The sequence below is a fragment of the Microcoleus sp. S13_C5 genome (genome assembly GCF_036700845.1).
Classification (GTDB): domain Bacteria; phylum Cyanobacteriota; class Cyanobacteriia; order Cyanobacteriales; family Microcoleaceae; genus Microcoleus.
In genome coordinates this window covers 69,399-94,314 of record NZ_JAUBPR010000011.1, presented here as the reverse complement: position 1 = coordinate 94,314, position 24,916 = coordinate 69,399, and the positions used below count along the sequence as shown (strand labels likewise).

Genomic DNA, 24,916 nt, shown 5'->3' with positions numbered 1-24,916 from the left:
ATCTTGCACTTTACTCTTGATCGCGTGATCGTATAACCGCGCCGTGTAACCTTTCTGCACTTATCCAGCAAGCCCTATATAGATAACTACCATCTTCAAAATGTAGCGATTGCCTCCTGGTTGAAAACGCGATGCGTCGCGCTTTTGCACCTTATATTGAAGTTTTATCCTTTATTTTGCTCAATTCTTTCCATCCTTCTATCAATTCCAATTTACTCATCTCTCCATAGTCTTTGAGTTTGTACCTTGATGCCAGATATTGGAGTTGTTCGATACTCCAGACGTTAATGGCGGTGTAATCTCGGGGATCTGTTGTATCCGGTGTTTTTTTAACCATTTTTCTCTTAAAAAAAGACCTGTTGAGGGCGATCGAGTGCCGTAGCGATCAACTGCCGTAACGCTCGACTGTCTCCCTCTCTCACTCCCGCACTTTTCCCATCTCCCCTCTGCCATAACAGACAATTTATATGGGTAGCAGAGCGGCCGATCGCTCATTTTAGGGCGTATAAATTATGTTGAAGTAAATTCCCTTATCTTGCAGATTGTCGCCTTTATCGCTAATTCTCACCAAAGGAAGAGCGTAATCTACGCGCAGGTTCACCCGCTGTATCGGTTCCCAGATTACCCCCAAACCCACACCTGCTAAAAATGTTTGATTGGTTAATTTATTAGGATTATTGGCAACGTTCCACACCGTACCCGCATCCAAAAAAGGAGCCAATTGAAGTTTTGGATTTCCCGAAGCATCGCGCTGCAAAGTAATCCGATCCTCGATCGAAACTCTGAAGCCGTTATCGCCAGAACGGACATTTTGGCGGTAGCCGCGCAAAGATTGCCCGCCGCCAATTACAAATTGCTGGGAGGGCAACAAACTATTAGCTGACAACTGCAAGTCTGACTGCAAAATTAATAAATGTTTGTCGTTCAATCGCTGTACTCGCTGCACTTGACCCAGCCAACTAAAAAATTGTCCGTCCGGTTCTGAACCTTCGTTGTGAGTAGCATCAAACAAGCTAGTGCCGATCGTAAATTGCGATCGCAAGGCCCAAGCACCCTGCGGGTCGCGGCGAATGTAGTCCTGTCCCAGCTTAATTGCGCTCGTAGTGCTGACACCATTGGAGTCCGGGCCGATACCAAAACCAAACGGTTCGCCACCGAGAAAAGTTCTGCCTGTCTGATAAGTAAAACCTGCCGACAAGGCAAATTCTTCGATCGGCGTTCTCCGCAGCGGCTGGCGGTAACTAACTTCAAATAAATGCGATTTTCCCGAAATGTCAAAACGGTTAAAAGGTGCTTGTACGATACTGTTGCGATTCGGTGCAGCCCTCAATTGCAAAGTGCCGTTCATCGCATTTAGCGGCACGCGATAGCTGAAATCAAACACGTCTGAATCGCCGAGCGATCGGTAATAAGCCGCCGCAAGTTCGTCGCCATTTCCTGTTATATTGCGGTGCCGCAAACTAACTCCCACTCTTTCGGAACCGACACTGGGAGGCGAGTAATTGTCAATGCTGAAACTAGGTTGAAACGGATTAGCTTCCAAGACTCGGACGATCAGAATGCTCTCGCCTTCATTATCCCCAGCCCGCAGACTGGCTTCTACATTGTCAAATAAAGGATCGACTCGCAGTAGCCGGAGTTGGTCTTCTAATGAAGCTGTGCTTAAAGGCATTCCCGCCCCGAGTCGAATCCGGCTGCGGATGTAACTGGGATGCAATCTTTTAGTTCCTTCTACCTCGATTCGGGCCAGCTTGCCTTCGATAACTTGAATTTGGACTACCCCTGCGGTGATAGTTTGGGGCGGCAAGACTGCTCTCGAAGTGATGTAGCCACGATTGAGGTAAATTTCGGTAATTTTGTCGGCGATTTGTTTGAGCTGTTCTAGGGTGGTAGAACGGCCTTCTAAGGGGTTGACTAAGGCATTAATTTCATCTTGGCTTAAAATTGTGCTGCCAACTACTTGAATTTTCTGCACCTCAATTGGTGTATTCGGCAGCGTTGGGGGAACTGGCGACGGGGGCCCTGGCGCTACTGTTGGCGGTACTTGGGGAGGTTCTGGGGAAGGCTGCGGGGCCGGTTGCAGAAATCGATCGCGATTTGGATCTGGCTTCGTCGGCGGCGGTGGCAGGTTTGGAGGCGGCGAGGGTAGGTTCTGGGCTAAAACATGATTGCAATCTAGCTGGTTCTGACATTGGGGATCTTTGTTAACCAGATTTGTTTGTTCGGGCAAGATGCCCGCACCACAAGCAGTTTCATCGATTGTGGAACAGGCAAGATGTCTGTTCTCGGCGGGGTTCGATTGTGTTTCTGGTTCCGGGTTACTCTTGATCGAATCGGGAAGCTGATTTAAGTTTGTTGCTGTTTCATCCTGCTTGATTTCCAGTTTTTGCAGTGCTAATACTTGATTGCCCGTATCTGCTAAGTTGTCAGCGGCGACGGGCAACTGAGAAATATCGTTTGTTTGGGATATAGCTTTATTGGCATACAAGCAAGCCATCGGGAGCGCAGTTACAAGTGAAATCCCCAACCGAAATAGTGCAATATTTGCATTCGGGCGCATAATTAATAATTTCTCTAAAATAAGTTTGTTGGCTGCTTGACTATGCCAGTTTATCATTTAGTATTAGGCGAAATTTGACCATAAAAATCTCCACAGTCCGGCTTTCAAGATGCCAGAAGTCCGAACTGCTGATCAGTACAAAAATTTTAATTTATTTAGGACGATCGACCAAACAACCCGCAACAGCCACAAATTATCTGTGGCGCTGCAAAATACCGCGCTCGAAACCGAGTTTTTCGTACTTGCTGCACCAGTCATACCATTTTAGATTTTAGATTTTAGATTTTAGATTTGGCAATGACTTATGGCTATCAGGGTTTGGGGCACGGGCCTACCGTTGCATTCTTTGCGTGAAACTGGTGTTGAATTATTTTCTTGTGATAGGTGTTAACTCACTTGCGACTAAGGGTTCTTGGGCTATTTTGCCGAGTTCGACTGAGTTGAGCACTGCTGACCACTTGATCGCTAAACTGGCATCACTGGGAGACTCGATACGCAATTGAGCTAGAGTCGCCAGGTACTCGTACCAGAGACTTTGTTGGGCGAAGATGCTGAGCTTGGTGAGATCGGACGATCGATCCAACTCTGTTTTCACGGTTGGGGCGAGTGCGGTGCGGTTGATCCACCCGGAAACGAGAACATCATCTCTTGTATTTTTTGGGTTGCATTTGATAGTAAAGTACCATTGATAGTTTTTGCCAACTTCCAGGGCTGGCGAGTTGTCATCGGAGCCGAGGCTGACGCTAATGATACCTGCACGGCTAGTTACCATGCGAAAACTTTTTTTGTATAATGTCTTGTCTCTTTGGTCTGCTAACTCAAACTGAACTGTTTTGTCGAGGGCTACGGGAAGGTAGTAGAAAAATGTCGGCTTTGCTGATATGGTTTGCCCCATAGTTGATTGGGGAATCAAGGCAGTTAAGGCAGTTGTGGCCGTGGGGCATTCTAAGCCGCGGGTTCCTCCCCCTTCCCGCCTTCCGGGTACTCCGTCCTCCGGCGGTTGAAAGCTATTCCACGTGGAACTCGTTGGCTGAATTTTCGGTCTGCTTCCGCTGGTTTCAGGGGGTTGAACTGTTTGCCAGTTGAGGGGTAGCTGCGGTGGTGAGGGGCGCTGGACAATGTTGGCGCGACTGTTGAGAGCCTCTGCTGGTATTAAAAAACTACCGGCGGCAACTGTCTCTAAAGACAGAATTAAGGAAAGAACACCGATATTTAGAGCAGACTTCAAAGCCATGACGAACCTGCCTTTTGATGAACCTAGGAACTTTATCGCACGGTTTTATTCTATCCAAGGTTTGGACGGATATAGTAATCTGTTGTACTTAATTTATATCTTCAGGTAGATACGATTAGTTTGGTCGGTCTGCTCAACATAGAATTCTCTGTCGCGTTTTTCAGTGGCAGCTTAGTAGTTATACTTACTTCCATTCACGGCAGCAGGTTCGGTTGAGCTTGTTAAACCCAACTTTGACAAAGACTAATATTCCGGGTTTTTTAACTCAGACAAGAGGCTACAAGGCGTCTTTTCGTAAAAACACCCGGTTGATGCGTCAGTCTTGGATATAAGGAAACTCGGCAATTTTGCTGGTGAACCTCAAGCGATCGGCTACAAGTTACAAATCAGGTTTTCTGTACAATACCGGCAAGAAATTTAGCATGAATCTCGATTCACCTGTTCTCTCGGACAAACAGCCTTCGGGGCTGCGGATGGTAAGACCCATCGGGGTTTTGGCACTGCACGGCATTGCTTTTTTAGGAAATAGGTTGTTCGCTGTCGATCGCGCCGAAGGGCTGCTATTGGAGATCGATCGAGAAAGTGACAACACTACTGTTTTGAATCCTTATCAAACTGCTAAGTTTGCCGGCGCAACGGGGCTGGCTATTTCGGAAGATACTCTCTGGTTTGCGCGGGATGAGGATATTTGTTGCTGTCGGGGCGCAATTCGGGACGGGGCGATCGCGGAACTCAAGCCGGAACATTTTGTTTCACTTTCTTATCCTGCTGACGGGATTGCTGTGTGGAAATCGACGCTTTATGTGACTTGCCAGAGATTAGCATCGATTCTGGTTTTTGACCTGAAAACTGGTCGGGAAATTACTCGGTTTTACGCTCCCGGTATTGGGGTAGAAAATATCACAGTCCGGGATGAGGAAATTTGGGTTTGCGACAAGACAGAGCAAACTGTTTACTGTTTGGAACGGGGAACTGGAGAGATTAAATTTAGCGTTTTGACTCCCTTTGAGTCGCCTTCTGGTTTGGCTTTTCACAAGGATTCCGAAACCGGGGAGGAGGTTCTGTACGTGGCTTATGCCGGGGATGAACTTTACATCCGGGATGACCCGAATTCGGAAGATCCTTTTCAGTTGACGAAGCGCGATCGCACTTTTATTCACCCTTTATATTTTCACTACAATGAAGCCGAGCGCTACGCTCTGTCAAACGGTTTTTTGATCGAAATGTCTTATGTGGAGGAACTGTCTCCTCTCGATGAGGTAGAAATCGAAAATTTAGAGTGGCGCATTGCTTTGCCTTCGGAAACTCACCGGCAAAAGGTCAGGAAAATTACGCCGATTGGAATGCCTTTTACTGAGGAAATTCAGGAAGGGGAACGGGTGGCGGTGTTTAAGTTCGATCGCCTGCACCCTGGGGAACGCCGAATTTTTGGCTGGAAGGCTTTGTTAGAACTTCGCTCTATTAAGTATCAGTTGTCGCCTCGGGATGTCGAAAAGATTCCGAAGCTGTCCCCGGAGTTTGCCGCTAAGTATTTGGTGGATAATGACAATTTGGCGATGGACACGGAGATTGTGCGATCGGCTGCTGTGGCTGCCATTGGCTCGGAAACTAACATTCTGAGGCAATTGCTGAGCATTCGTAATTTTGTTTACGATCAACTTTCTTACGGAATTAGACCTCACATTGACACTCCCGATATTGTGCTGCGCCGTGGTATCGGTTCCTGCGGCGAATACGTGGGACTGTTGTTAGCTTTGGCTAGGTTAAACGGGATTGCTTGCCGCACGATCGGCCGCTACAAGTGTCCGGCTTTTGCTGACAGAAAAGGTGTGTCGCTGGAGCCGGATTTCAATCACGTTTGGCTGGAATTTTACATTCCAGGTTTTGGCTGGGTGCCGATGGAATCTAATCCTGATGATATTCAAGACAGAGGCCCTTATCCTTTGCGATTTTTTATGGGTTTGGCTTGGTATCATGTAGAAATTGGCAAGGGAATCCGATTTCAAGGTCTCACGAGCGGTGGTCTTCCTTTAAACAAGGAGGATGTTTCCGTGGGGAGTCTGGCAATTAATCATGTGAGGTTTACAATTTTGGAAGAGTTGCCAGCAGTTTGAATGGAGTGTTAACAGTTAACTGTTAGCCGTCAACATTTAAGTGTTAATTGTTAACAATTTTCATCTAAAATCGAAAGTAGAAAATGTAAAATCAGAGGAAGAGGGGTTGTGGAATTTTCGATTGCTAATTTTCTCGTTTTAGTGGCCTTTGTACTGCTGGTGACGGTGACTGGCGGGGTCGCTTATTTGACTTCTGTTGAGTGGCGCGATCGCAGGCGGTTAGATAAGGCTAAACGGAAAAAAAAGTAGCTTTTCTGTTGACAAATTGCATTTTTTATGATAAAAAACAGGGCGACCTGGCTTGGCCGCCTTGTTTTTTGATTTGAGGTATAGCAGAAGGAAGAAGGAAGTTCGGCAACGAGCACTGTACAAGATGTAACGGATGTCATGAAGAAGGAAGTTTGGCAACGGATGTAACGGATGTCAGGAAGAAGGAAGAAGGAAGAAGGAAGACGGAACAATCGCAATGGTTGTTTCAGCAATTTCAACTCTCCTCATCGGCTTGGCGGTTGCTATATTTTCACCGCAGGTAAAAGCAATTTCGGTAACATAAACATTGTAGGTTTGTGGTGAGGAGTTGAGTTCTAGTGGTTTTATGAGGAGTCAAGTCCTGACTACAAAACAATGGGATTGCATTCGTTCGATCGCACATAAGATGATTCACGGGCGGGACGCCCGCGCCACAACAAATACACCACAACAAACACCCAGGAAAAAATGGATTTTGGAGTTGGTATTTTAAGTCCACTGTCGGAAAAATGTATTTTCTTGCCAAGCGGCGGCGGTGCGTTTTTCAAGTGCTGCCATTTCTGTTTGGTTCAGGGGTTTGAATGCTTGGGCGACTTTAAAGTTTTCTTCTAATTGCTTTACTGAGTCGGCGGCGATGACGCAGCAGTGCACGCCGGGAAGTGAAAGCGTGTAGCCCATTGCTTGGTGCATTCCATCTAAAACACCGTTCTGAAATAATTTGCCGTAAGCTGGTATTTTCATGGCTATAACGCCGATATTTTTGGCTTTGGCGACTGGTAAAGCGCTGATAACAAAAGAGCGCGGGTGATGTTTTTCGGCAGCGTTGAGGGAGATTAATGTTGTGTCAAAAGGATAGCGTTGCAAGCCTGCGGCAATGATGGCTGGTTCGTGGTGTCCGGTGATGCCGGAAAAACGAATTATTTTTTGCTGTTTGGCTTCTTCGATCGCCTTTATTGCTCCTTTGGCACTGAAAATTTGGTCTAATTCTGTTTGGAATGAGACGTGGTGGAGTTGCCACAAGTCTAGCCGATCTGTTTTCAATCTTTTGAGCGATCGCTCTAAGTCTCTCCACGCGCCGTCTCTGTCTCTGGCGGAGGTTTTTGTGGCTAGGAATAGGCGCGATCGATATGGTGGCAAAACTTTGCCTAAGTTTTCTTCGCTGGGCCCATACTCGGCCGCCGTGTCAAAATAGCGAATGCCTAGTTCGATCGCGCGTTCAATTTGCACCGCTGCTTCTGCTTCTCTTCCCGGCTGCGACAGCGGTGTTTGTCCGGCCCCCCCCAAACCGAAAATCGGCACTTTCACGCCGGTGTTGCCTAACAGTCGTTCTGGCATTTTTACTGTGGTGGCCGCCTTGTTATTGGGTGCGGCTGCGATTTCTAGATCCTGCTGTTCGATCGCTTTAGCGCCTGCAATGCCGCTGGCAACAGCTATACTGCTCAATATAAAATTGCGGCGAGTTTTTTTGCCGGTCATGGTTCCCGTCTCCTCAGAATATTTGAGTAGAAATTAACCGCCTTTATGTTCGCATAATAAATAGATATTTACGGCAAATCGGATAATTTTCCCCCTATCCAAGGGAGGAGATGGCCGGGGGAAAAGTTATCTATGTGCCGATCGACTATTGGTCAATTATCCATGCGCGAATCAGTTCGTTTATCTGTTCTGGTACTTCGTCGTGGGGACAGTGACCGGCTTTGATAAAATGTTCTGTCAACTGCGGATAGTGTTTGCGAAATTTGGCACTTCTTTCTGCGGAATTCATCCACGGATCGCCTTCTCCCCACAGCATTAGCAATCGGCATTTTAATTGACTCAGCAATACGTCGATTTTTTCGCCTTGGGGTGTTCGGAATACGGAGGCGAATACTTTGGGGGCACCGGGATCGCAGGAGGGAAGGTAAATTTCTTCTACTAATTGGTCTGTGACGGCGCTTTGGTCAAGATAAACTTTTTCTAGGGTTTTCCGAATTGTCGATCGCTGGCGCACGTACTGGAACAGCAGAAAACTTGCCCAATCTTGCTGAAATAAGGTTTTAGCTACCGCAGATATGGCTTTTTGCAAGGGCGGGGCTTCGGGTGCGGGCTGCGGTTCGCTGAAGGGGCCGGCGCTGTTGATTAATATGAGTCCGGCTGCTGATTCGGGGCGCTGGGCTGCTACACACAAGGCGGCGTAGCCTCCGAGGGAGTTGCCGGCTAGTACGGCGGGCCGGCCGATGATGTTGGTGATAAAGTCGTGGAGTTGGTCGCGCCAGAGGTCGCCGCTGTACTGCAATTCGGGTTTTGCCGATCGCCCGAATCCAATCAGGTCGATCGCCCACACTTCAAAATCTTTGCTCAGGCCGCTGATATTTTTGCGCCAGTGGTCTGTGGACGCTCCAAAACCGTGAATTAACAGCAGGGGAGGGCGTTCTGGATGCGGATCGCTGGATCGAACGTAGTACACTGAATGCCCCCGCCACTGCCAGTAAGTGCCGGCTATGGGGGCGGAGGTCATGGCTGGGGTTGCTTGCATAATGTAAAGAAATAATTATTTACTTTAACTATTGTATCGCGACGCTCAGATTTATATAGTTTGACCAACGCACTGGAGTTTCGCCAGCAAAGGATTGGTCAATTTGGGCGAGTTGAGAACTCGCGATCTCCCGCACTCAGGATTAATAAGTTTTGTAACGAATATTGATTTTATGAGGGGCGTAGCAATGGGAGATATTTGGCCCGCTCGCATTTAGGAAAATAAATCGGGTTTTGGCTGCAACATACCTAGGTATGATGATTTTGCTGTTTGGCGGTAAGAGAGAGCTCTGGGCGATGGTTCTTGCCCTGGGGCTGCGAGGGTCGAACCTGATGGGCGAGGGTCAAGGGATCGACTTTTTTATAGTTATTTCCGAGCTTTTCCAGGTGGGGATCGTTTGTTCAAGAGGTGTTGACGACTTGGGGGATGCAGGTAGCCTCAGCATTGCTAGTTGGCAAAAGCCGACATCAAAAATTTCGCGCCTGGAAGAAGTTATAAGTAAAATTACTGATTGTTCTCTGCAGAAGTTTCTCAGAATCGCAGAATATTTTGTGACTTTGTTTGCTGTTCTTAATTGCTTTGATACTCTAATATAGAAGTAGAGCTGCGCCGCTCAATTAATTAGCATTTTGAATACTAGGGAGCCAACTATGCAGGGTGTGAACTTTATCCACCTGAAAGTTAGGGAGTTTTCTGAGTGATTGCTATTTCACCTCGTCCCGTCGGACGCAATTGGATTACGATTAGCTTCGCTTCTACTCTATACCTTTGTCCTATTTTGGATCTGCTCCTAGCAGAGGTGCCAGATTACTGGCAAGCGGAATTGCGGTTGGGGCTTCAAGAAGCTTTGGTAAATGCTGCTAAGCATGGAAACAAATTAGACCCCGGTAAAACTGTTGGAGTCCGTTTTTCGATCGTCCAAAACCAATATTGGTGGGTGATATCGGATGAAGGTTCTGGCTTTAATGCCCCTTGCAGTTGTAACCTTTATACCGATGATTGCGACAATCTCCTCGCAGAGGACGTTGCCGATAACTCTGGACTACCTCATGTGGAACAGGAATGTGGTAGGGGGTTGTTTATTCTTTACCAAATATTCGATCGGGTAGAGTGGAATTCTGAAGGTACAGAGTTACGGCTGTGCAAAGAACTTGCCAGTCCCTACCGACTGCCTCGCTTGCGCTAGCACCGCTATTTGGCAGCAGTTTTAACCTCAGCTAGACCGGGAAATTTTTTCGTTCTCGGGCTGAAGCTTGCAGTGAGAAATTGGAGTATCTGGCTATTGATAGCTGATCATAATGCAAAATGTGAGTTTTGAGTTAAAAAAGTATAAATCTTTTGAACTCACAATCGCGCTGCTCGATCGAGTGGCGCGATTGTCTAAGTTTTGAGCGACTACTCAAGCCAAAACTCAAAACCGCCAAGCGTTACCAAGAGCGAAGCAATCTAATTATTTGCCGTGGGTGGGACAGGGAGGAGCGGATATCGATCGATCCAGCCATCCTGCTGCTTGGTTTAAGCGCGGGAGAGCCTCTTCAGGCTGTTTTTTGAGCAAAAAGACCAAAGCGGCCGCAGCTTGCTCGCAGGCTCGCGCGGAACGGTTTGCTTTGAGGCGGTGCCAATCTTTTTCGGGGATGGCGAGGCGCGCGGCGAGAGCTTGGGCTAGTTCTACCGTGCTAAGCTCGTTGAGGTTGACAGTTTGGGTTGTTTGTGTAGTTTCAAGCATAATTGGCAATTATACGGATTTGGCTGCCGTTTCTGAATTTAAAAAATATACTGCATATAATAACAACTTAATTGGAAATCGGTTTTTTTTATTATTATTGTCAGGTTTGCAGATCGAAATGCCTCAACAGCCGTCAGAGTTAAATCGGGAAGAGCAAGAAAGTGAGTTTGTTCAAGCGCTCGCAGCAGTGGAGCGATCGCTCGCAGCAGTCAAAGAACGGTACACTCAAATTCAGGTCGATCGACAGCGCCAAGTCGAACTCGGCCATCGGCGCGAAGAAATCCGCCAGTCCAAGCGCCAAAATCCATTGCCCGAACTCAAAAAAGAATTGCGGGAAATTGAGCAAGAATTGGAAACTATCGAGTTGAATTTAGAAAGCAGCCTGTTTTCTTGGGGAAGCATAAAACAACCTTTTTGGCAAGCAGTTCGCTTTGGGGGACTCGGCATTTTGATCGGTTGGATTTTGAAATCCTATGCAGGTTGAACTATGTTGAGATTTATGATTTTTTTATTTACCGCAGAGGGCGCAGAGGGCGCAGAGGAAGAGAAAAGAGAGAAATATGGTGCAAAATATTAAATAAACAGGAGTGGATATGACAAATCAACGAATAGCAGCAATTTTGCGCGCAGGTGAACCCGACGAAACTGTAACTGTTCAAGGCTGGGTTCGCACTAAGCGCGAATTGAAAGAATTTGCCTTTGTCGAAGTCAACGATGGTTCGGCGATGGCTAACTTGCAAGTAGTGATAAATTCAGATTTGCCAGACTTTGAAAATGTACTCAAACAACTGAATACAGGTGCATCTCTAGAAGTGTCGGGAGTACTGGTAGCGTCTCCGGCAAAAGGACAGCGAATTGAGTTGAAAGCCTCACAAGTACAAGTTTACGGCGATGCAGACCCGCAAACTTATCCGCTGCAAAAAAAGCGCCATTCCTTTGAATTTTTGCGGACAATCGCGCATTTGCGACCGCGCACAAACACCCACGGTGCTGTCTTTCGAGTCCGCAATGCTTGTTCGGCGGCGGTACACCAATTTTTTCAAGAACGCGGTTTTTTGTGGGTTCACACTCCGATTATTGCTGCTAGCGACTGCGAAGGGGCGGGGGAAATGTTCGCCGTTACCAACTTTGATTTAAAGAATGTGCCGCGCACTGATTCGCAAGAGGTTGATTATGCTAAAGACTTTTTTGGAAAGCGCGCCTATTTAACAGTTAGCGGCCAGTTGGAAGCGGAAGTTATGGCCATGGCTTTCGGCAATGTTTACACTTTTGGCCCGACTTTCCGAGCGGAAAATTCTAATACTTCGCGGCATTTGGCGGAGTTTTGGATGATTGAACCGGAGATGGCTTTCTGCGATTTGCAGGGAGATATGGATTTGGCTGAGGCGTTTTTAAAGTACATTTTTAAATACGTTTTGGATCGTTGCCCGGAAGATATGGAGTTTTTCAACGAACGCATTGACAAAACGGTTTTGGCTACTGCTGAAAATATCATTAATAATCAGTTCGAGCGGATTACTTATACGGAGGCGATCGCACTTTTGGAAAAAGCCGACAAAAAGTTTGATTTTCCGGTAAGTTGGGGTTTGGATTTGCAGTCCGAGCACGAGCGTTATTTGGCTGAGGACTTATTTAAAAAGCCGACCATTGTCAGCGATTATCCCGTCGGGATTAAAGCCTTTTATATGCGTTTAAATGAGGACGAGAAAACCGTGCGAGCAATGGATGTTTTGGCTCCTAATATTGGGGAAATAATTGGCGGTTCGCAGCGGGAAGAAAGGCTGGATGTGTTGGAGCGGCGCATGGAAGCGCAGGGTATGAATAAGGAGGAATTGTGGTGGTATTTGGATTTGCGCCGCTACGGTACTGTGCCTCACGCTGGGTTTGGTTTGGGATTTGAGCGGTTAGTGCAGTTTATGACTGGAATGGGGAATATTCGGGATGTGATTCCGTTTCCGAGAGCGCCTTTGAGTATTGATTTTTAGTGGAGGATTGTGCGACAAAGAGGAGGGACACGGCAATGCCGTGTCCTTACCCAGATCAGCGACTCATAATCACAAATAAATTAAGTCGCGGAGGGAATTGTGATATCAACAGATTGCACTTTTACCGAAGTTCCCAAACTCGATAACGGCGGTTCAATTGCCGCCGTATTTCCCACTACTAATGTTACCAAATTCTCCGGTTTCAAGTAAGTCTTGGCTACGCGCTGCACGTCGGCAATTGTTGCTGCTTCGATGCTGCGGCGGTAGCGAAAAATGAAATCTTCGGGATAACCGTAGTATTCGTAGCGCATTAATCGCGACAAAGTTTGACTGGGATTTTCAAATTTGAAGATGAAAGAATTTAGGGTGGAATCTTTAGCAAAAGCTAACTCTGCCGGGGTAATTGGTTCGGTGCGGATACGATCGATCTCTGCCCGAATCGCCTGGATAAACGGTACTGTGGCGTCCGATCGCGTTTGGCCTCCAGCCACAAACATCCCCGGATAGTCAAATCTCGGACTCCAAGCCGCGTATACTGTGTAGGCTAAACCTTGGCGCGATCGCACGTTATTAAACAAACGGCCACCGAAACCGTTGAGAACCCCATTCATTACGTCCAAAGCACCGTAATCGGGACTGCTGAGCATTCCGCCCAAATGTCCCATTTGCACGTAACTTTGGGTTAATTGTGGCTGATTTACCAAAAATATGCCACCTTGATTTGCCGGCGATACCGTTGGTAACGGCGGCACTTGTGTACTTTGACTCGGTTGCCAGTTGCCGAATTTTTGCTCGACGAGCGATCGCATTTTAGCTGTATCAAAATCGCCAGAAATACCCAAAATCATATTCTTGGGATGGAAATATTTCTGGTAGAAACTCACCAAATCGTCGCGGGAAATATTGGCGAGGGTTTTGTATTCTACCGTGCGCGCGTAAGGACTGCGATCGCCGTAAATTAATTTTTGAAACTCGCGGCCGGTAATACCGTTAGGATCGTCATTGCGGCGGGCGATCGCACCTTGAGTTTGGTTCTTCGCTAAATCCAACTTTTCCTTAGCAAATATTGGCTCCCGAATCACCTCCGCAAATAAGTCAAACACGGGTTCCACATCTTCAGCTAAAGCACTAAAATTAGCGGTACCCGAAGCAACATCAATCCCTGTTTCTACCGAAGCTGCTCGCTGTTCTAGCAACTGATTTAATTCATCAGCCGTATGCCGGCTGGTGCCGCCAGTTCGCATCACTTCTCCCGTCAAACCTCCCAATCCGATTTTATCAGCAGGTTCAAAGCGCTCGCCCGTGCGAAATAGCGCCGTTCCCCCGACTAACGGGAGTTCCCGGTCTTCCATCAGATACACCCGGATGCCATTTTTCAGCTCGAATCGAGTATATTTAGGTAATTTAATTTCTGGCACCGCCGGGAATGTTAATTCGTCGTAGTGTTTCGGTGCAGCCGCTAAGGAAGGTAACAAATTAAACGTGCCAAGTGAAACAGTAAAAAAGCAAAGCGACAGCAGAAATAACTTTACTTTTTTTAGTCTCAATTTAGTCCTTTTCATTCTTTCTCCAATGTTTCATAAGTTGACAATTCGAGGCAGAGCCTCGCCGATATGCGTTCCCAGGCAGAGCCTGGAAACGAGTGTTTCTTGCCTCTTCCTTATTCCCTCTTCCTTCTTCCTGACATCCGTTACATCCGTTACATAATCCGTTGCCGAACTTCCTTTTTCCTTCTTCTTACAGTGGCAAAAGCTTGCCAATCGTGCGATTTTCCGGGCGGAAAGTTGCCTGAGCGACACGCTGAATGTCAGCGGGAGTAATAGCCGCGATCTCATCCAATTCCTTGAACAAATTTTGCCACGAACCAGTTTTTACTTGATAGTCCACCAGCGCAAATGCCATGCCCATATTAGAATTGAGCGATCGCAATAAATCGGCTCTCGCCTGAGTTTTCACTCGCTCCAATTCCAAAGCAGAAACCGGCTCAGTTTTCAGGCGCTCGATTTCCTTGCTCAAAGCGGAGGCTACTTCATCAACCGTGCGGCCCGGAGCAGTTTGAGCGTAAAATAACATCAAATTCGGATACTTGTCCCCCGGATAACCGCTAAAACCTTGAGCCGCCAGCGCCAATTGCTGTTGTTCTACCAAAGATTTGTAAAGCCGAGAAGTGCGGCCATCGCTGAGCAAAGAACCAATCATTTCATAAACCGCATTGTCGGGATGATTCATCGCCGGCCGATGGTATCCTTCCAAATACCAAGGTTGAGTTTTTAATTTCAGCGTGACTTCCTTAGTTTGCGTTTGGGGAGGTTCGACAATTTGCAATTCTGGAGCCGCTGGTTTCGCCTTGTAACGGCCGAAATAAATTTGAGCGAGTCGCTTCACCTCCGAAGCTTTCACGTCTCCTACTACCGCCACAGTCAGCTTGCTGGGGACGTAGTGAGTATCGAAAAACTTTTGCACGTCGCTGCGGCTAAGGTTTTTAATGTCTTCAGTGTAGCCAATTACGGGGCGGCGGTAGGGATGAACAGAGAAAGCTTTGTTGGCAAAAACTTCAACCATTTGTCCGATCGGAGAATTCTCGGTTCGCAGCCTGCGCTCTTCTAAAATTACCTGTTTTTCTTTGTAAAATTCCCGAAATACTGGTTCTAGAAATCGCTCGGATTCCAGGGACATCCACAGTTCTAACTTATTAGCTGGCAGGCTGTAAAAATACATGGTGGCGTCGGTGGAAGTCTGGGCATTTAGTCCGACTCCGCCGGCTTGTTCGACTATTTTGCCGAGTTCGTTGCGCTTGACAAATTGCGAAGCTTCGGCTTCAACTTTGTCAAATTCTGCTTTTAATGTGGCGACTTCTTCAGTTTTACCGCTGGCCTTGGCTGCTTGCATTTGCTCGAAGAGTTGGTCTTGTTTTTCTAGCAGCGGCTTTTCGGCTTGGTAGTCGGTAGTGCCGATTTTTGGCGTGCCTTTGAAGGCTAAATGTTCGAGATAGTGAGCGACTCCGGTTTTGCCGTCGGGTTCGTTTGCCCCACCCACATCGGCGTGAATCAGAAACGATGCTACGGGCGCTCTGGGCCTTTCGAGTACGATGAATTTCATGCCGTTGTCGAGCTTAAATTCGCTGACTTGGCTGATTACTCGATCGAGCGACGGTTGAACAGAGACTGCTTGGGAGCCACTAGCGGGGTTGGGGCGGGCGAGGGCGATTTCGGGAGAAATTCCCCACCACAGCAGTACAGCGGCCAGTAGGGAGGCGATGAATCGAGTTTGGCGATCGGGCGATTCCCTACGGGATAGCTTCGCTTCACGGGGTTTTTGGAACTGCGGGGTCATTCGATTTTAGATTTTAGATTTTAGATTTTGGATTGTCAAACAAAAAAATGTTTGTGCTCGGTGGCCAGAGATTCTTTTCTCAGGATAAAGATTTTTGGAGGCATAAGCGATCTGTTGCGCCGCAGATGTTAGGCTGATACAGCAAATCTCAAAAAGGGTCTGGGGGCCGGCGAGGAGTTTTAAGTTTGGGATAAAAGCCGCGCACAACTTAAAACTTAACATTATTTAGCCCTTCAATCCCGAACCCGTAGTTCCAAGTCGCAAATTACCGATTGCAAAGCCATGCGAATTTTTAATCAGTCTCCTCCTTCTGAAACAGAAACCAAGAAGCGGATTTTACAAGCCGCTCAGCGGTTGTTTGCCCGTAGCGGATACGACGGCACCACAACTCGTGATTTAGCAGCGGCGGCGGGGGTGGCCGAGGGTACGCTATTTCGGCATTTTGATAATAAAAAAGCGATTTTGATTGAGGTGGCGACGGAAGGATGGGTGGAGTTGCTGACGGATTTGCTGACTGAATTGAGCGAGATGGGCAGTTACAAAGCAGTGGCTCAGGTGATGCGGCGACGGATGCTGAATATCCGCGAGAATAGCGACATGATGCGGGTGTGTTTTTTGGAGGCGCAATTTCACCCGGATTTGCGCGACAGAATTCAGTTGGAAGTCATCGGAAAAATGAGCGATGTTGCTGAGGCTTTTTTTGAAACAGCGATGGAAAAAGGAGTTTATCGGAAGATGAATCCGAAGATTGTCGCTCAGGTATTTTTGGGAATGTTTGCAGTCGCGGGTTTCAGTCAAAATACGATTATGGAGCCGAATGCTTCTCCGCAGGAAATGCAGGAAATGGCTGAAGGATTAGCCGATATTTTTCTGAATGGGGTTTTGCAGAAAGATGAATAATTAGGTCAACAGGGAAAAGTTGTTATGGGTCTAATTTTGCACTATTCTATTCGGCCGCTAACGCAGGAAGACGAGCCTTTTCTGTGGCAAATCCTATATGAAGCGGCGCACATGGCAGAAGAAGGCGAATCAACGGTGCAAGGGGTTGTCAATCATCCTTTAATTGCCAAATATGTCAAGAATTGGGGACGTGCCAACGATTTGGGCTTCGCAGCAATCGAATTGAACGGGAGCCAGCCAGTAGGAGCCACCTGGCTGCGTTTGTTTACAAAGGATGACAAGGGGTTTGGCTGGGTTGACGATACTATCCCGGAATTGGCGATCGCCGTTCTTCCAGAATATACAAATCAGGGTGTAGGAACGCAGTTGCTGGATCGTTTGTTGTCAGCAGCAAAAGTCTCTTATCGATCGGTATCCCTGAGTGTCAGAAGCTCGAATCGAGCCCTGAGTTTGTACGAGCGATCAGGATTTAAAGTAATTGACGGAAGCGAGACAATCAACCGCACAGGAGGGACATCATTCACCATGAAAGTGGATTTTGATTAAGTGAATTATTACTCTATAAATTCGTACATTTGCTGTACCCAATTCTCCCGGTGTTTCTGCCATTCATCTGTCACTACTTCCCAAGTTGTATTGCTTTCAAGTTCCAGCAATAGACTGGATACTTCTTCCAGCGTCGATGCTATATGACATTCTTCTACCCAACTTTTACGGATCATTTTCCAGAGACTTTGTAGCGCTTCTCGCTGAAAATTTGATTCTAATTCAACTAGCAAGGTTGCTAGGTGTTGTTCGTCACTTGCTGCCGACACCTCGCTCATCCAACAGTTGCGACGTTCTTTCCATTCTTCCGTCACTGCGTCCCCGTTTAGGTGGGCTTGAAACTCTAACAGTAATTGGTTTAGTTCTACCATATCAAGTTTTGTCTTGTTTGCAGTTTGTGCTATAATTGTACAAATTTTATTGATTTAGACTGTTGGTTTTTTATAATGAGCGATGTGGCTGAGGCTTTATTTGGAAACGGCGATGGAAAAACAAGTTTATCCAAAGATGAATCCGAAAATTGTCGCTCAGGTATTTGTGGGAATGTTGGCAGTCGCGTCCTTCAGTCAGTCCAACTACGATTATGGAGCCGAATTCTTCTTGGCAGCAAATGCACGAAATGGCTGAAGGACTCGCAGATATTTTTCTAAATGGGGTTTTGCTGAAAGATGAAGAATTAGTGATGAGTCCTTAGGAAATTTTAGAGCCTGAAAACGCATATCTACAGGCTCTGACTCCTCGAAACTACTCCTTAAACTTGTGCATTTGCTGTACCCAATTCTCGCGATTCTGCTGCCATTCATCAGCCATAGCTTCCGAATTGATATTGGTTTCTAGTTCCAGCAATAAAGTTGATACTTCTTGAACAATCGATGCTGCCAGACATTCTTCTACCCAACGGCCCCGGCGCTCTCCCCACTGAATATTCACCGATTTCCCCTGCAAGTTAGATTCAAATTCAACTAGCAATTCTGATAGATATGTCAGGTTAACTGATGCTGCCACATCGCTCACCCAACTTGACCGGCGCTCTTTCCATTCTTTTTTCACTCCTTCCGATTTGAGGTTGCTTTCAAGCTCTAACACTAACTGATTTAGTTCTACCATCTTAAATGTTTGACTTTTTGTAGTTTGTGCTACAATTCTACCATAAGTTTAAATAAACAGAGTGTTAATTTTTTGACAGATTGCGGTCGCAGTGAAACTACAGAATAGATAACTGAATAATGAGCGATGAATTTACTTTAGATATGCTAGGCATTCCCAGCGGCTGGCAGCGCGGGGAAGGTGACTGGGCAGGAGTGGCGGCGGCTCTTGCTAGAGGGGAAACTGTCGAAGTAATTCAAGAAGTTGGTTCTACTTTGTGGCAAAACAGCCTGCCAGAAAAACATTCTTTGTATTGGGATGGGGAAAATCTATCAACTATCAAAGCCCGAATTTGGATTAGTTTCACGCAGAGAAGATTTTCCCCGGAATCTGCTTTGCCAAAAGTTCAGTGGCATCCGAGAGTGTTGTGGATAGGGATAGGTTGTGAAGGCGGAACAGGGCGAGAATTAATCGAAACAGCGATTAAACAAGTATGCCGTGCTTATCATTTAGCCGAAAGTGCGATCGCAGGTATTGCTACAATAGACACTAAAGCAGGTGAAGTCGGCTTGTTGGAACTTTGTCAAGAGCGAAATTGGCCGTTAAAAACCTTTGCTGCTGACATTTTAAGTTCCGTAGAAGTCCCCAATCCTTCAAATATTGTAGTCAAACAAGTCGGCACGCCCAGCGTAGCAGAAGCCGCGGCACTTTGTGCGATCGAACAGATATCTTGTACCATTCTCAACAACCGGCAAGATGCCTGTTCCACAAAGAGTGAATCTGCTTGTGGGGTGGGTATGGTGCCCGCCCGTGAAAAGCTTTTAGTCCCTAAACAAATATTTCGCAGCAAAAATCCCCCCCTTTCACAAGGAGGGGTTAGGGCGGGTTCTGCGGTAACAGTAGCGGTTGCAGTTTGCCCGATCGAGTATCTGGGATAATGTATTACTGAGACAAAGTATTGGCATTCACAAATCGACCAATCAACCCAGAAACAAATGACAACACAATGGAACCCAACAAAGCCGGCCAAAAACCGTTAACCGCAAAGCCGATATTGAACGCACCCGCTAACCAGGAAGCCAGGGAAAGCGAAATTGCATTCACAACGAATAAAAACAAACCTAAAGTAATAATGGTCAAAGGCAGCGTCAGCAATGTAAGAATCGGTCTGACAACCGCGTTCACCAATCCGATAACAACAGCAGCCAGCATCGCCGCCGGAAAGCTAACCACCGCAATACCTGGTACAATGTTAGCGGTAATGATCAGCGAAACCGCTGCTACTATCCAAGTTAAGAAAAAACTTAGCATATCTTTTTTTCCATCTCCATCACTATTAATTAAGATTGTAACTGTTTAGTCGATCGACCAAAGTTCGGGATACACTACGAAATACCCACCTTGCGAGAATATCAGACTTATGAAACTCCGGCAACTAGCAGCATTCCTCTTGGCGCTAACTATCTTCATCCTGCCGCAACCAGCCCAGGCTCAATCTAAATATTACGCTCCGCCCTTGTCCTTTAGCAACGCCGAACTGACAAGACGCGATTTTTCTGGTCAAATGCTGCGGGCCGCTGAGTTTTCTAACGCTAATATGGACTTGACTAATTTTTCTAATGCCGATTTGCGGGGAGCAATTATGAGCGCTTCGGTGATGACTCAGGCGAATTTGCACGGAGCAGATTTAACTAATGCAATGATAGATCAAGTTAAATTTACTAAGGCTGATTTAAGCGATGCAATATTAGCAGAAACAATTTTGTTGCGTTCTACTTTTGAGGGAGCTGATATCACCGGCGCTGACTTTACTGATGCAATTATGGACGGATCACAAGTTAAAGAATTGTGCACAAAGGCAAGTGGGATTAATTCTCAAACAAGGATTTCTACTCGCGATTCTTTGGGCTGCCGCTGATTTATTTTATCATCCCATAATTTCAATTTGTGGAATATTGATAGGGGCGGGCTAGAAGCCCACGCCACAACGAATACAACCAATAAATTTTTTTGTGGAACAGGCATCTTGCCTGTTCCGGGCTAGAAGCCCAGCCCACAATCAATAAATACACAAAATAAATTTGATGGTGGAACAGGCAAGATGCCTGTTCCTGATGCCATTTTCATCTTTTTAGGGCGGGCTAGAAGCCCACCCCACAAAATCAATACACAAAATAAATTTATTTGTAGAACGGGTCGGAGAGTCCGTTCCTGAAAGCTTAGCTTAAACTAAATTTACTAAGGCTTTGCTTTTTTCTGAGCAGCCGCATAATGCTCACTCATTAACTGATTAACTTCTGGATTGTAAATCCGCAGATAATTCCAGTAATTCTCAAACACCGATTTTACGTATCCTTTCGTTTCAGGAAACGGAATCTTTTCCGCAAAGGCATCCGGGTCACTAAAATTAAACCTCTTCAACCAATCTGATACTGCATTGGGTCCGGCATTATAACTCGCCACAGCTAACATCGAGTTATTCTTGTACTCGTCGTGAGTGTGATCTAAATACCACGTACCCAGTTTAATGTTGTCGTCCACATTCTCCAATGAATACTTTTTGAGGCTGATTTTATTAGCAACCCAAGCTGCTGTTTCCGGCATTACTTGCATTAAACCAGTGGCACCCACTGCTGATTTGATAGTGGGCATAAACCGCGATTCTTGTCGGATTAATGCTGTTACTAATACTGGATTTATTTTGCGATTTTGCGACCATTTGACAATGGTTTCTAAGTAAGGAAAAGGATAAAGGGCTTGCCAATAAATAGGTTGCTGTCTGAGTTCCAGGTATTGGGTTCTATCATCTGGTTTATCGCGCTGCCTCAAACTACCAACCATCCACAAACCGTCTAAATTGTCTCCAACTCCTACTCGCATTAAACCGTCGGTAAACTGTTCCGCAATACTTGGTTCTACGCGATCGATAAATTCTACTTGCCACAGCGTCCAAGCATCTCTATCTTGACCTAATTGATAGAGTTCTTTCAACGCAGGAGAACCTGCAGTTGGTTCGGGGCGCTGAGGGGGCCGCACTACATTGGGAGACAAATCTCGGACTGTGGTAAAGTCGCCGACGGGCCAGCCGAGAAGTACAGCCGATCGCCACGCAAAATATGATTCTGGATAGCGTAAGATTGTGTAGTCAAAGGCAGTCTTGGCGTCTTCTTCGCGGCCGAGTTGCTTTGCCCATTTCCCGACCCAAAAGGCTGCTTCTGGAGCTTGTTCGCTGTCGGGATTGTGGGTGGTTAATTCTCTCGCCCACTGCCAAGCTGATTTTAAATCTCCGCCTTTGGCAAACTGCTGGGCGATCGTCCACCGCAATTCGCCTGCTTTATCAGAATTATTGTATTTTGTCAAGAGCAACTTCCGGGTTTCTGAAGCGGATTGACCACTGCGTGCTTTGTCGAGAAGTTGGGATTTATCTAACAAAGCTTCGGGGGCATAATTGGGGAATTTGCTAATAACTTGATCCAGATAAACGATCGCATCCTTTGGCTCGCTCAGCCGCGACAGCCGAATTAAACCCAAACCAGTATCTTCGGCATCGGGAAACTCACGCACTAATTCTTGATAGGCAATTTTAGATTCCGGGATTTTTCCGTCGAGCCACAAACCGCGAGCTTTGCGGTAAAGATTTTTGGCGTTGCGGGGAGCTTTCCCGTAAGCAATAGCTCCTTTGCCGTAATCTTGTTTTTCCCAATAGCCAAAGGCAATTTCTTCCCAATCTTCTGGTTTTAAAGCGGCGCTGTTTCGCTGCACCAGTTGTTCCAAAATTGTCCCGTAGTCTTGGACATAATGACCGTGTTTTGCTACGAGCAGCATCAACTGCGGCTGATTGGGATTTTCTTTTAACTTGCGGAGGGCAATTTCTACGCTGCGGGGATGAGCGGGAAATTCAGTAATTGCCTGTTGCCAATATTCCGGTTTTGACTTGCCTAAAACATATAAAGCTTCCGCTGCTACCGGGTCGCTAGGATAGTTTTTGAGCAGTTCCTGCCAAGCTTTTTGGGCTTTACCTTTGTCGCCGCTTAATTGGTAAGCTTGCGCCCTTTTTAGGGCAATGTGAGCAGCTAAAACCGGATATTCTTGCTCTAATTTGTCCAATAATTTTAATGCTTTGGCGGCATTTCCTTGCTGGATTAAATCGCTGGCCAGCAGGTAGCGGGCACGGCTTTGAGGGGAGATTTCCTGCTGCGGGTTCGTACTTGCAGACTGACTGGCTGCGAGTTCAACTAATTTCGCCGATCGCTCGCTCGGTGATAGCGATACCAACATCTTGACTTGCGATTCGGAATTCGCTGCATTCAGGGGCTGCTGAGCCTTCTGGACCGAGCCAAAACCCATCCATTTCATCGCAGCAACCAAAGAGCCGATCGCAATAACGCAAACTGAAACACTGATTAAAACAGAAAATCGGGCCCGGCGTCGTTTTAGCATGGGAAAATTTAAGAGAATAAGATATAGAGAACCGATCGTTTGTCAAGAGCTATCACAGGCAGGATGCGTGTTCCACGCCATCACAGGCGGGATGCCTGTTCAACGAGAAATAAATGTTAATAGTGGGGCAAAAACGGACAGCCGACCCCCAAACAGATGATTGAGATTGGTGGAAGATCCGATCGCAGGCGGACTTGGCTGATATAGTAGCAGAATTTATTTTGATGTGGAGCCGAAAATTTGTGCGATCGATCTATTTCCCCGCACCAAGGAAAAAGCCCAAACCACCCACTACAAAGTACAATCAAAAATCTAAAATCTAAAGTGTAAATCAAAACATGGAATTTCTAGTCACCGATACGCCCCGCTCTGTTTGGACAGGAGACGCCCTGGCAATTGGTCTATTTGAGGACGGCTTGGAACTCACCGGCGAGCTGGCACAATTAGATGAAAAGCTTGCAGGCACTTTGAAAGAGCTGCTACAGGAAGTAGATTTTAAGGGCAAAGTGGGCACGAGCGCCATTACCCGCGTCGGCGGCAATAATCCCATTCGCAAAATTGCGATCGTGGGTTTGGGCAAAACAGAGGACTTAAAATTAGACACCGTGCGGCAAGCTGCGGGTGTTTGCGCCAAGTTAGCCAAAAAAGAGAAATGCAAAACCCTCGGAATTAGCTTTCCCGTGTGGAAAAACGCGCCGGATTCTACAGCAAGCGCCATCGCCGAAGGTGTAGAGCTCTCCTTGAATCAAGACAACCGTTTCAAATCGGAACATGAAGACAAAAGCCCGCAACTCGAACAAATTCATTTGCTCGGTTTTGCCGGTACCGAAAGTGCGATCGCCCGCGCCCGCCAAATCACTGCCGGAGTCATTTTAGCACGGGAATTAGTCGCAGCGCCAGCAAATTTTGTTACCCCGATTACAATGGCCGAAACCGCTCAAAGTCTCGCTGCCGAATGCGGTTTAGAATTAGAAATATTGGAGCGGGAAGACTGTGAAAAACTAGGAATGGGAGCCTTTCTCGGGGTAGCACTAGCATCTGATTTACCACCCAAATTCATCCATTTGACTTACAAACCAGAAGGCACACCGCGTCGCAAAATAGCAATTGTGGGCAAAGGATTGACCTTTGATTCTGGCGGTTTGAACATCAAAGGAGCAGGCAGCGGCATTGAAATGATGAAAGTAGATATGGGCGGCGCTGCGGCTACTTTCGGAGCAGCAAAGGCGATCGGACACATCAAACCAGATGTGGAAGTTCACTTTATCAGCGCCGTCACTGAAAACATGATCAGCGGCCGCGCCATGCGCCCTGGAGACATCCTTACAGCTTCCAACGGCAAAACAATTGAAGTCAACAATACCGATGCTGAAGGTCGTTTAACCCTGGCTGATGCTTTGGTATTTGCTGATAAATTGGGAGTTGACGCGATTGTCGATTTAGCAACTCTAACCGGGGCCTGCGTAATTGCTTTAGGCGACGATATCGCGGGTTTGTGGAGTCCTCAAGATAGCGTCGCCGCCGAAATAGTCGCCGCCTCAGAAGTGGCAGGCGAAAAATTTTGGCGAATGCCGATGGAAGAAAAATATTTTGAGGGCTTGAAAGCATTGCACGCCGACATGAAAAACACTGGCCCACGTCCCGGCGGTTCGATTACGGCGGCGCTATTTTTGAAGCAGTTTGTGAAGGATACTGCTTGGGCGCATTTAGATATTGCCGGCACGGTTTGGAGTGACAAAGAAAATGGCTACAATGGCCCTGGGGCTACCGGTTTTGGAGTTCGGACTTTGGTGCATTGGGCGCTGGGCGGCGCTTAATTGTAGATTTCCCGTGCAAAAATTGAGATTTTCTCTGCCTTAAAAGTCTGCTAGTCCATCTGTGAGCCAGCGGTTAAAAACCCCTGGCTCACTGCTTAAGTAATCTAAAAGAAAATTTAATAGTGATCATTAACAATTTAAATGTTTCTGAAGCAATCAGTAGGCGAACCTATGTATTCCGTCACAGGGAGCAACGTAAGCGTTGCTAGCCGTGACGCTCACCATTTCTCATACTTGAGAAAAGCTTCGTTCCCAGGGCGCCACCTCGACAGTTTTGACATTTCCTGAAAAAATAGCTGTTTCATAAAAATGAAAAAAGTATATAATTATGTAAATATTTCACTAGCCGAAATCAAATAATTAGATTTGATCGGATTTGCATTGGTACAGATAATTTTTTTCTTGAACTTT

The 24,916-nt window shown here is 46.7% G+C and carries 24 protein-coding genes and 1 pseudogene; 14 read left to right on the top strand and 11 right to left on the bottom strand.

The window, feature by feature from the left end; translation table 11 throughout:
• Nucleotides 1–496 precede the first annotated feature (496 nt).
• On the bottom strand, nt 497–2,617 hold the full coding sequence (locus tag QUA04_RS05260) for a ShlB/FhaC/HecB family hemolysin secretion/activation protein (protein ID WP_333254451.1): 2,121 nt from the start codon (nt 2,615–2,617) through the stop codon (nt 497–499).
• A gap of 52 nt (nt 2,618–2,669) precedes the next feature.
• Between QUA04_RS05260 and QUA04_RS05255 the strand changes: the two genes are divergently transcribed.
• Entirely contained in the window at nt 2,670–2,828 is a 159-nt protein-coding gene (locus QUA04_RS05255) for a hypothetical protein (protein WP_333254449.1), read from the top strand.
• A 99-nt stretch (nt 2,829–2,927) separates the two neighbouring features.
• Here QUA04_RS05255 and QUA04_RS05250 read toward each other — a convergent pair whose 3' ends face one another.
• The gene (locus tag QUA04_RS05250; RefSeq protein ID WP_333254447.1) at nt 2,928–3,794 is read right to left on the bottom strand and encodes a DUF928 domain-containing protein; all 867 of its coding nucleotides are present in this window, start codon (nt 3,792–3,794) and stop codon (nt 2,928–2,930) included.
• 422 nt (nt 3,795–4,216) lie between these two features.
• On the opposite strand from QUA04_RS05250, the gene QUA04_RS05245 reads away from it, so the two are divergent.
• The 3 genes from QUA04_RS05245 to QUA04_RS05235 all read left to right on the top strand — a co-directional run bounded on the left by QUA04_RS05245 (nt 4,217) and on the right by QUA04_RS05235 (nt 6,441).
• Nucleotides 4,217–5,908: a transglutaminase domain-containing protein gene (locus tag QUA04_RS05245; RefSeq protein WP_333254445.1), complete on the top strand. Its 1,692-nt coding sequence runs from the start codon at nt 4,217–4,219 to the stop codon at nt 5,906–5,908.
• 108 nt (nt 5,909–6,016) lie between these two features.
• Nucleotides 6,017–6,157, top strand: a complete 141-nt coding sequence (locus QUA04_RS05240; RefSeq protein ID WP_190736053.1) for a hypothetical protein — start codon at nt 6,017–6,019, stop codon at nt 6,155–6,157.
• 152 nt (nt 6,158–6,309) lie between these two features.
• Nucleotides 6,310–6,441 (top strand): hypothetical protein, encoded by a 132-nt coding sequence (locus tag QUA04_RS05235; protein ID WP_333254443.1) that lies wholly within the window; start codon nt 6,310–6,312, stop codon nt 6,439–6,441.
• Nucleotides 6,442–6,646: 205 nt separating this feature from the next.
• Here QUA04_RS05235 and QUA04_RS05230 read toward each other — a convergent pair whose 3' ends face one another.
• The gene (locus tag QUA04_RS05230; RefSeq protein WP_333254441.1) at nt 6,647–7,633 is read right to left on the bottom strand and encodes an aldo/keto reductase; all 987 of its coding nucleotides are present in this window, start codon (nt 7,631–7,633) and stop codon (nt 6,647–6,649) included.
• A gap of 145 nt (nt 7,634–7,778) precedes the next feature.
• Complete coding sequence (locus QUA04_RS05225) at nt 7,779–8,672, bottom strand: alpha/beta fold hydrolase (protein WP_333254438.1); 894 nt, start codon at nt 8,670–8,672, stop codon at nt 7,779–7,781.
• Nucleotides 8,673–8,926: 254 nt separating this feature from the next.
• On the opposite strand from QUA04_RS05225, the gene QUA04_RS05220 reads away from it, so the two are divergent.
• Both QUA04_RS05220 and QUA04_RS05215 read left to right on the top strand, forming a co-directional pair.
• Nucleotides 8,927–9,268, top strand: coding sequence for a hypothetical protein (locus QUA04_RS05220; protein WP_333254436.1), 342 nt, complete (start codon nt 8,927–8,929; stop codon nt 9,266–9,268).
• A gap of 101 nt (nt 9,269–9,369) precedes the next feature.
• Nucleotides 9,370–9,858 carry an anti-sigma regulatory factor gene (locus QUA04_RS05215; RefSeq protein WP_333254435.1) on the top strand — a complete coding sequence of 163 codons (489 nt, stop codon included), beginning with the start codon at nt 9,370–9,372 and terminating at the stop codon, nt 9,856–9,858.
• Nucleotides 9,859–10,122: 264 nt separating this feature from the next.
• Here the strand turns inward: QUA04_RS05215 and QUA04_RS05210 are convergent, their stop codons facing one another.
• On the bottom strand, nt 10,123–10,398 hold the full coding sequence (locus tag QUA04_RS05210) for a DUF6439 family protein (protein WP_333056391.1): 276 nt from the start codon (nt 10,396–10,398) through the stop codon (nt 10,123–10,125).
• 118 nt (nt 10,399–10,516) lie between these two features.
• Here QUA04_RS05210 and QUA04_RS05205 point away from each other — a divergent pair, with 118 nt between their 5' ends.
• Both QUA04_RS05205 and asnS read left to right on the top strand, forming a co-directional pair.
• Nucleotides 10,517–10,882, top strand: coding sequence for a DUF2203 domain-containing protein (locus QUA04_RS05205; protein ID WP_333254433.1), 366 nt, complete (start codon nt 10,517–10,519; stop codon nt 10,880–10,882).
• Nucleotides 10,883–10,991: 109 nt separating this feature from the next.
• Complete coding sequence (gene asnS / locus QUA04_RS05200) at nt 10,992–12,383, top strand: asparagine--tRNA ligase (RefSeq protein ID WP_333254430.1); 1,392 nt, start codon at nt 10,992–10,994, stop codon at nt 12,381–12,383.
• 80 nt (nt 12,384–12,463) lie between these two features.
• On the opposite strand, the gene QUA04_RS05195 is transcribed toward asnS, so the two are convergent.
• Both QUA04_RS05195 and QUA04_RS05190 read right to left on the bottom strand, forming a co-directional pair.
• On the bottom strand, nt 12,464–13,945 hold the full coding sequence (locus tag QUA04_RS05195; RefSeq protein WP_333254428.1) for a pitrilysin family protein: 1,482 nt from the start codon (nt 13,943–13,945) through the stop codon (nt 12,464–12,466).
• Nucleotides 13,946–14,120: 175 nt separating this feature from the next.
• Nucleotides 14,121–15,716 carry a pitrilysin family protein gene (locus tag QUA04_RS05190; protein WP_333254426.1) on the bottom strand — a complete coding sequence of 532 codons (1,596 nt, stop codon included), beginning with the start codon at nt 15,714–15,716 and terminating at the stop codon, nt 14,121–14,123.
• Nucleotides 15,717–15,998: 282 nt separating this feature from the next.
• Here QUA04_RS05190 and QUA04_RS05185 point away from each other — a divergent pair, with 282 nt between their 5' ends.
• Both QUA04_RS05185 and QUA04_RS05180 read left to right on the top strand, forming a co-directional pair.
• Nucleotides 15,999–16,616, top strand: a complete 618-nt coding sequence (locus QUA04_RS05185; protein WP_333056383.1) for a helix-turn-helix domain-containing protein — start codon at nt 15,999–16,001, stop codon at nt 16,614–16,616.
• Between the two features lie 24 nt (nt 16,617–16,640).
• Nucleotides 16,641–17,162: a GNAT family N-acetyltransferase gene (locus QUA04_RS05180; RefSeq protein WP_333254424.1), complete on the top strand. Its 522-nt coding sequence runs from the start codon at nt 16,641–16,643 to the stop codon at nt 17,160–17,162.
• Nucleotides 17,163–17,170: 8 nt separating this feature from the next.
• On the opposite strand, the gene QUA04_RS05175 is transcribed toward QUA04_RS05180, so the two are convergent.
• Nucleotides 17,171–17,533, bottom strand: a complete 363-nt coding sequence (locus tag QUA04_RS05175) for a hypothetical protein (RefSeq protein ID WP_333254422.1) — start codon at nt 17,531–17,533, stop codon at nt 17,171–17,173.
• A gap of 75 nt (nt 17,534–17,608) precedes the next feature.
• On the opposite strand from QUA04_RS05175, the pseudogene QUA04_RS05170 reads away from it, so the two are divergent.
• Nucleotides 17,609–17,856: pseudogene (locus QUA04_RS05170) on the top strand (TetR/AcrR family transcriptional regulator); the annotation flags it as partial.
• Between the two features lie 50 nt (nt 17,857–17,906).
• Here the strand turns inward: QUA04_RS05170 and QUA04_RS05165 are convergent.
• On the bottom strand, nt 17,907–18,269 hold the full coding sequence (locus tag QUA04_RS05165) for a hypothetical protein (protein WP_333254418.1): 363 nt from the start codon (nt 18,267–18,269) through the stop codon (nt 17,907–17,909).
• 119 nt (nt 18,270–18,388) lie between these two features.
• Between QUA04_RS05165 and QUA04_RS05160 the strand changes: the two genes are divergently transcribed.
• Nucleotides 18,389–19,186: a cobalamin biosynthesis protein gene (locus QUA04_RS05160; protein ID WP_333254416.1), complete on the top strand. Its 798-nt coding sequence runs from the start codon at nt 18,389–18,391 to the stop codon at nt 19,184–19,186.
• A gap of 4 nt (nt 19,187–19,190) precedes the next feature.
• On the opposite strand, the gene QUA04_RS05155 is transcribed toward QUA04_RS05160, so the two are convergent.
• Nucleotides 19,191–19,559 (bottom strand): phage holin family protein, encoded by a 369-nt coding sequence (locus QUA04_RS05155; protein WP_333046840.1) that lies wholly within the window; start codon nt 19,557–19,559, stop codon nt 19,191–19,193.
• Nucleotides 19,560–19,668: 109 nt separating this feature from the next.
• Between QUA04_RS05155 and QUA04_RS05150 the strand changes: the two genes are divergently transcribed.
• Nucleotides 19,669–20,166 (top strand): pentapeptide repeat-containing protein, encoded by a 498-nt coding sequence (locus QUA04_RS05150; RefSeq protein WP_333254413.1) that lies wholly within the window; start codon nt 19,669–19,671, stop codon nt 20,164–20,166.
• A gap of 320 nt (nt 20,167–20,486) precedes the next feature.
• Here QUA04_RS05150 and QUA04_RS05145 read toward each other — a convergent pair whose 3' ends face one another.
• Nucleotides 20,487–22,688 carry a transglycosylase SLT domain-containing protein gene (locus QUA04_RS05145; RefSeq protein WP_333254411.1) on the bottom strand — a complete coding sequence of 734 codons (2,202 nt, stop codon included), beginning with the start codon at nt 22,686–22,688 and terminating at the stop codon, nt 20,487–20,489.
• 338 nt (nt 22,689–23,026) lie between these two features.
• Here QUA04_RS05145 and QUA04_RS05140 point away from each other — a divergent pair, with 338 nt between their 5' ends.
• A complete protein-coding gene (locus tag QUA04_RS05140) occupies nt 23,027–24,505 on the top strand; it encodes a leucyl aminopeptidase (RefSeq protein WP_333254409.1) in 1,479 nt (492 codons plus the stop codon).
• Nucleotides 24,506–24,916: the final 411 nt, after the last annotated feature.

What these genes read in the sequence shown, in the direction of transcription:
- QUA04_RS05260 (WP_333254451.1), bottom strand. Translation starts at nt 2,617, where the DNA reads ATGATAAACTGGCATAGTCAAGCAGCCAACAAACTTATTTTAGAGAAA.
- QUA04_RS05255 (WP_333254449.1), top strand. Translation starts at nt 2,670, where the DNA reads ATGCCAGAAGTCCGAACTGCTGATCAGTACAAAAATTTTAATTTATTT.
- QUA04_RS05250 (WP_333254447.1), bottom strand. Translation starts at nt 3,794, where the DNA reads ATGGCTTTGAAGTCTGCTCTAAATATCGGTGTTCTTTCCTTAATTCTG.
- QUA04_RS05245 (WP_333254445.1), top strand. Translation starts at nt 4,217, where the DNA reads ATGAATCTCGATTCACCTGTTCTCTCGGACAAACAGCCTTCGGGGCTG.
- QUA04_RS05230 (WP_333254441.1), bottom strand. Translation starts at nt 7,633, where the DNA reads ATGACCGGCAAAAAAACTCGCCGCAATTTTATATTGAGCAGTATAGCT.
- QUA04_RS05225 (WP_333254438.1), bottom strand. Translation starts at nt 8,672, where the DNA reads ATGCAAGCAACCCCAGCCATGACCTCCGCCCCCATAGCCGGCACTTAC.
- QUA04_RS05220 (WP_333254436.1), top strand. Translation starts at nt 8,927, where the DNA reads ATGATGATTTTGCTGTTTGGCGGTAAGAGAGAGCTCTGGGCGATGGTT.
- QUA04_RS05210 (WP_333056391.1), bottom strand. Translation starts at nt 10,398, where the DNA reads ATGCTTGAAACTACACAAACAACCCAAACTGTCAACCTCAACGAGCTT.
- QUA04_RS05205 (WP_333254433.1), top strand. Translation starts at nt 10,517, where the DNA reads ATGCCTCAACAGCCGTCAGAGTTAAATCGGGAAGAGCAAGAAAGTGAG.
- asnS (WP_333254430.1), top strand. Translation starts at nt 10,992, where the DNA reads ATGACAAATCAACGAATAGCAGCAATTTTGCGCGCAGGTGAACCCGAC.
- QUA04_RS05195 (WP_333254428.1), bottom strand. Translation starts at nt 13,945, where the DNA reads ATGAAAAGGACTAAATTGAGACTAAAAAAAGTAAAGTTATTTCTGCTG.
- QUA04_RS05190 (WP_333254426.1), bottom strand. Translation starts at nt 15,716, where the DNA reads ATGACCCCGCAGTTCCAAAAACCCCGTGAAGCGAAGCTATCCCGTAGG.
- QUA04_RS05185 (WP_333056383.1), top strand. Translation starts at nt 15,999, where the DNA reads ATGCGAATTTTTAATCAGTCTCCTCCTTCTGAAACAGAAACCAAGAAG.
- QUA04_RS05180 (WP_333254424.1), top strand. Translation starts at nt 16,641, where the DNA reads ATGGGTCTAATTTTGCACTATTCTATTCGGCCGCTAACGCAGGAAGAC.
- QUA04_RS05175 (WP_333254422.1), bottom strand. Translation starts at nt 17,533, where the DNA reads ATGGTAGAACTAAACCAATTACTGTTAGAGTTTCAAGCCCACCTAAAC.
- QUA04_RS05165 (WP_333254418.1), bottom strand. Translation starts at nt 18,269, where the DNA reads ATGGTAGAACTAAATCAGTTAGTGTTAGAGCTTGAAAGCAACCTCAAA.
- QUA04_RS05160 (WP_333254416.1), top strand. Translation starts at nt 18,389, where the DNA reads ATGAGCGATGAATTTACTTTAGATATGCTAGGCATTCCCAGCGGCTGG.
- QUA04_RS05155 (WP_333046840.1), bottom strand. Translation starts at nt 19,559, where the DNA reads ATGCTAAGTTTTTTCTTAACTTGGATAGTAGCAGCGGTTTCGCTGATC.
- QUA04_RS05150 (WP_333254413.1), top strand. Translation starts at nt 19,669, where the DNA reads ATGAAACTCCGGCAACTAGCAGCATTCCTCTTGGCGCTAACTATCTTC.
- QUA04_RS05145 (WP_333254411.1), bottom strand. Translation starts at nt 22,688, where the DNA reads ATGCTAAAACGACGCCGGGCCCGATTTTCTGTTTTAATCAGTGTTTCA.
- QUA04_RS05140 (WP_333254409.1), top strand. Translation starts at nt 23,027, where the DNA reads ATGGAATTTCTAGTCACCGATACGCCCCGCTCTGTTTGGACAGGAGAC.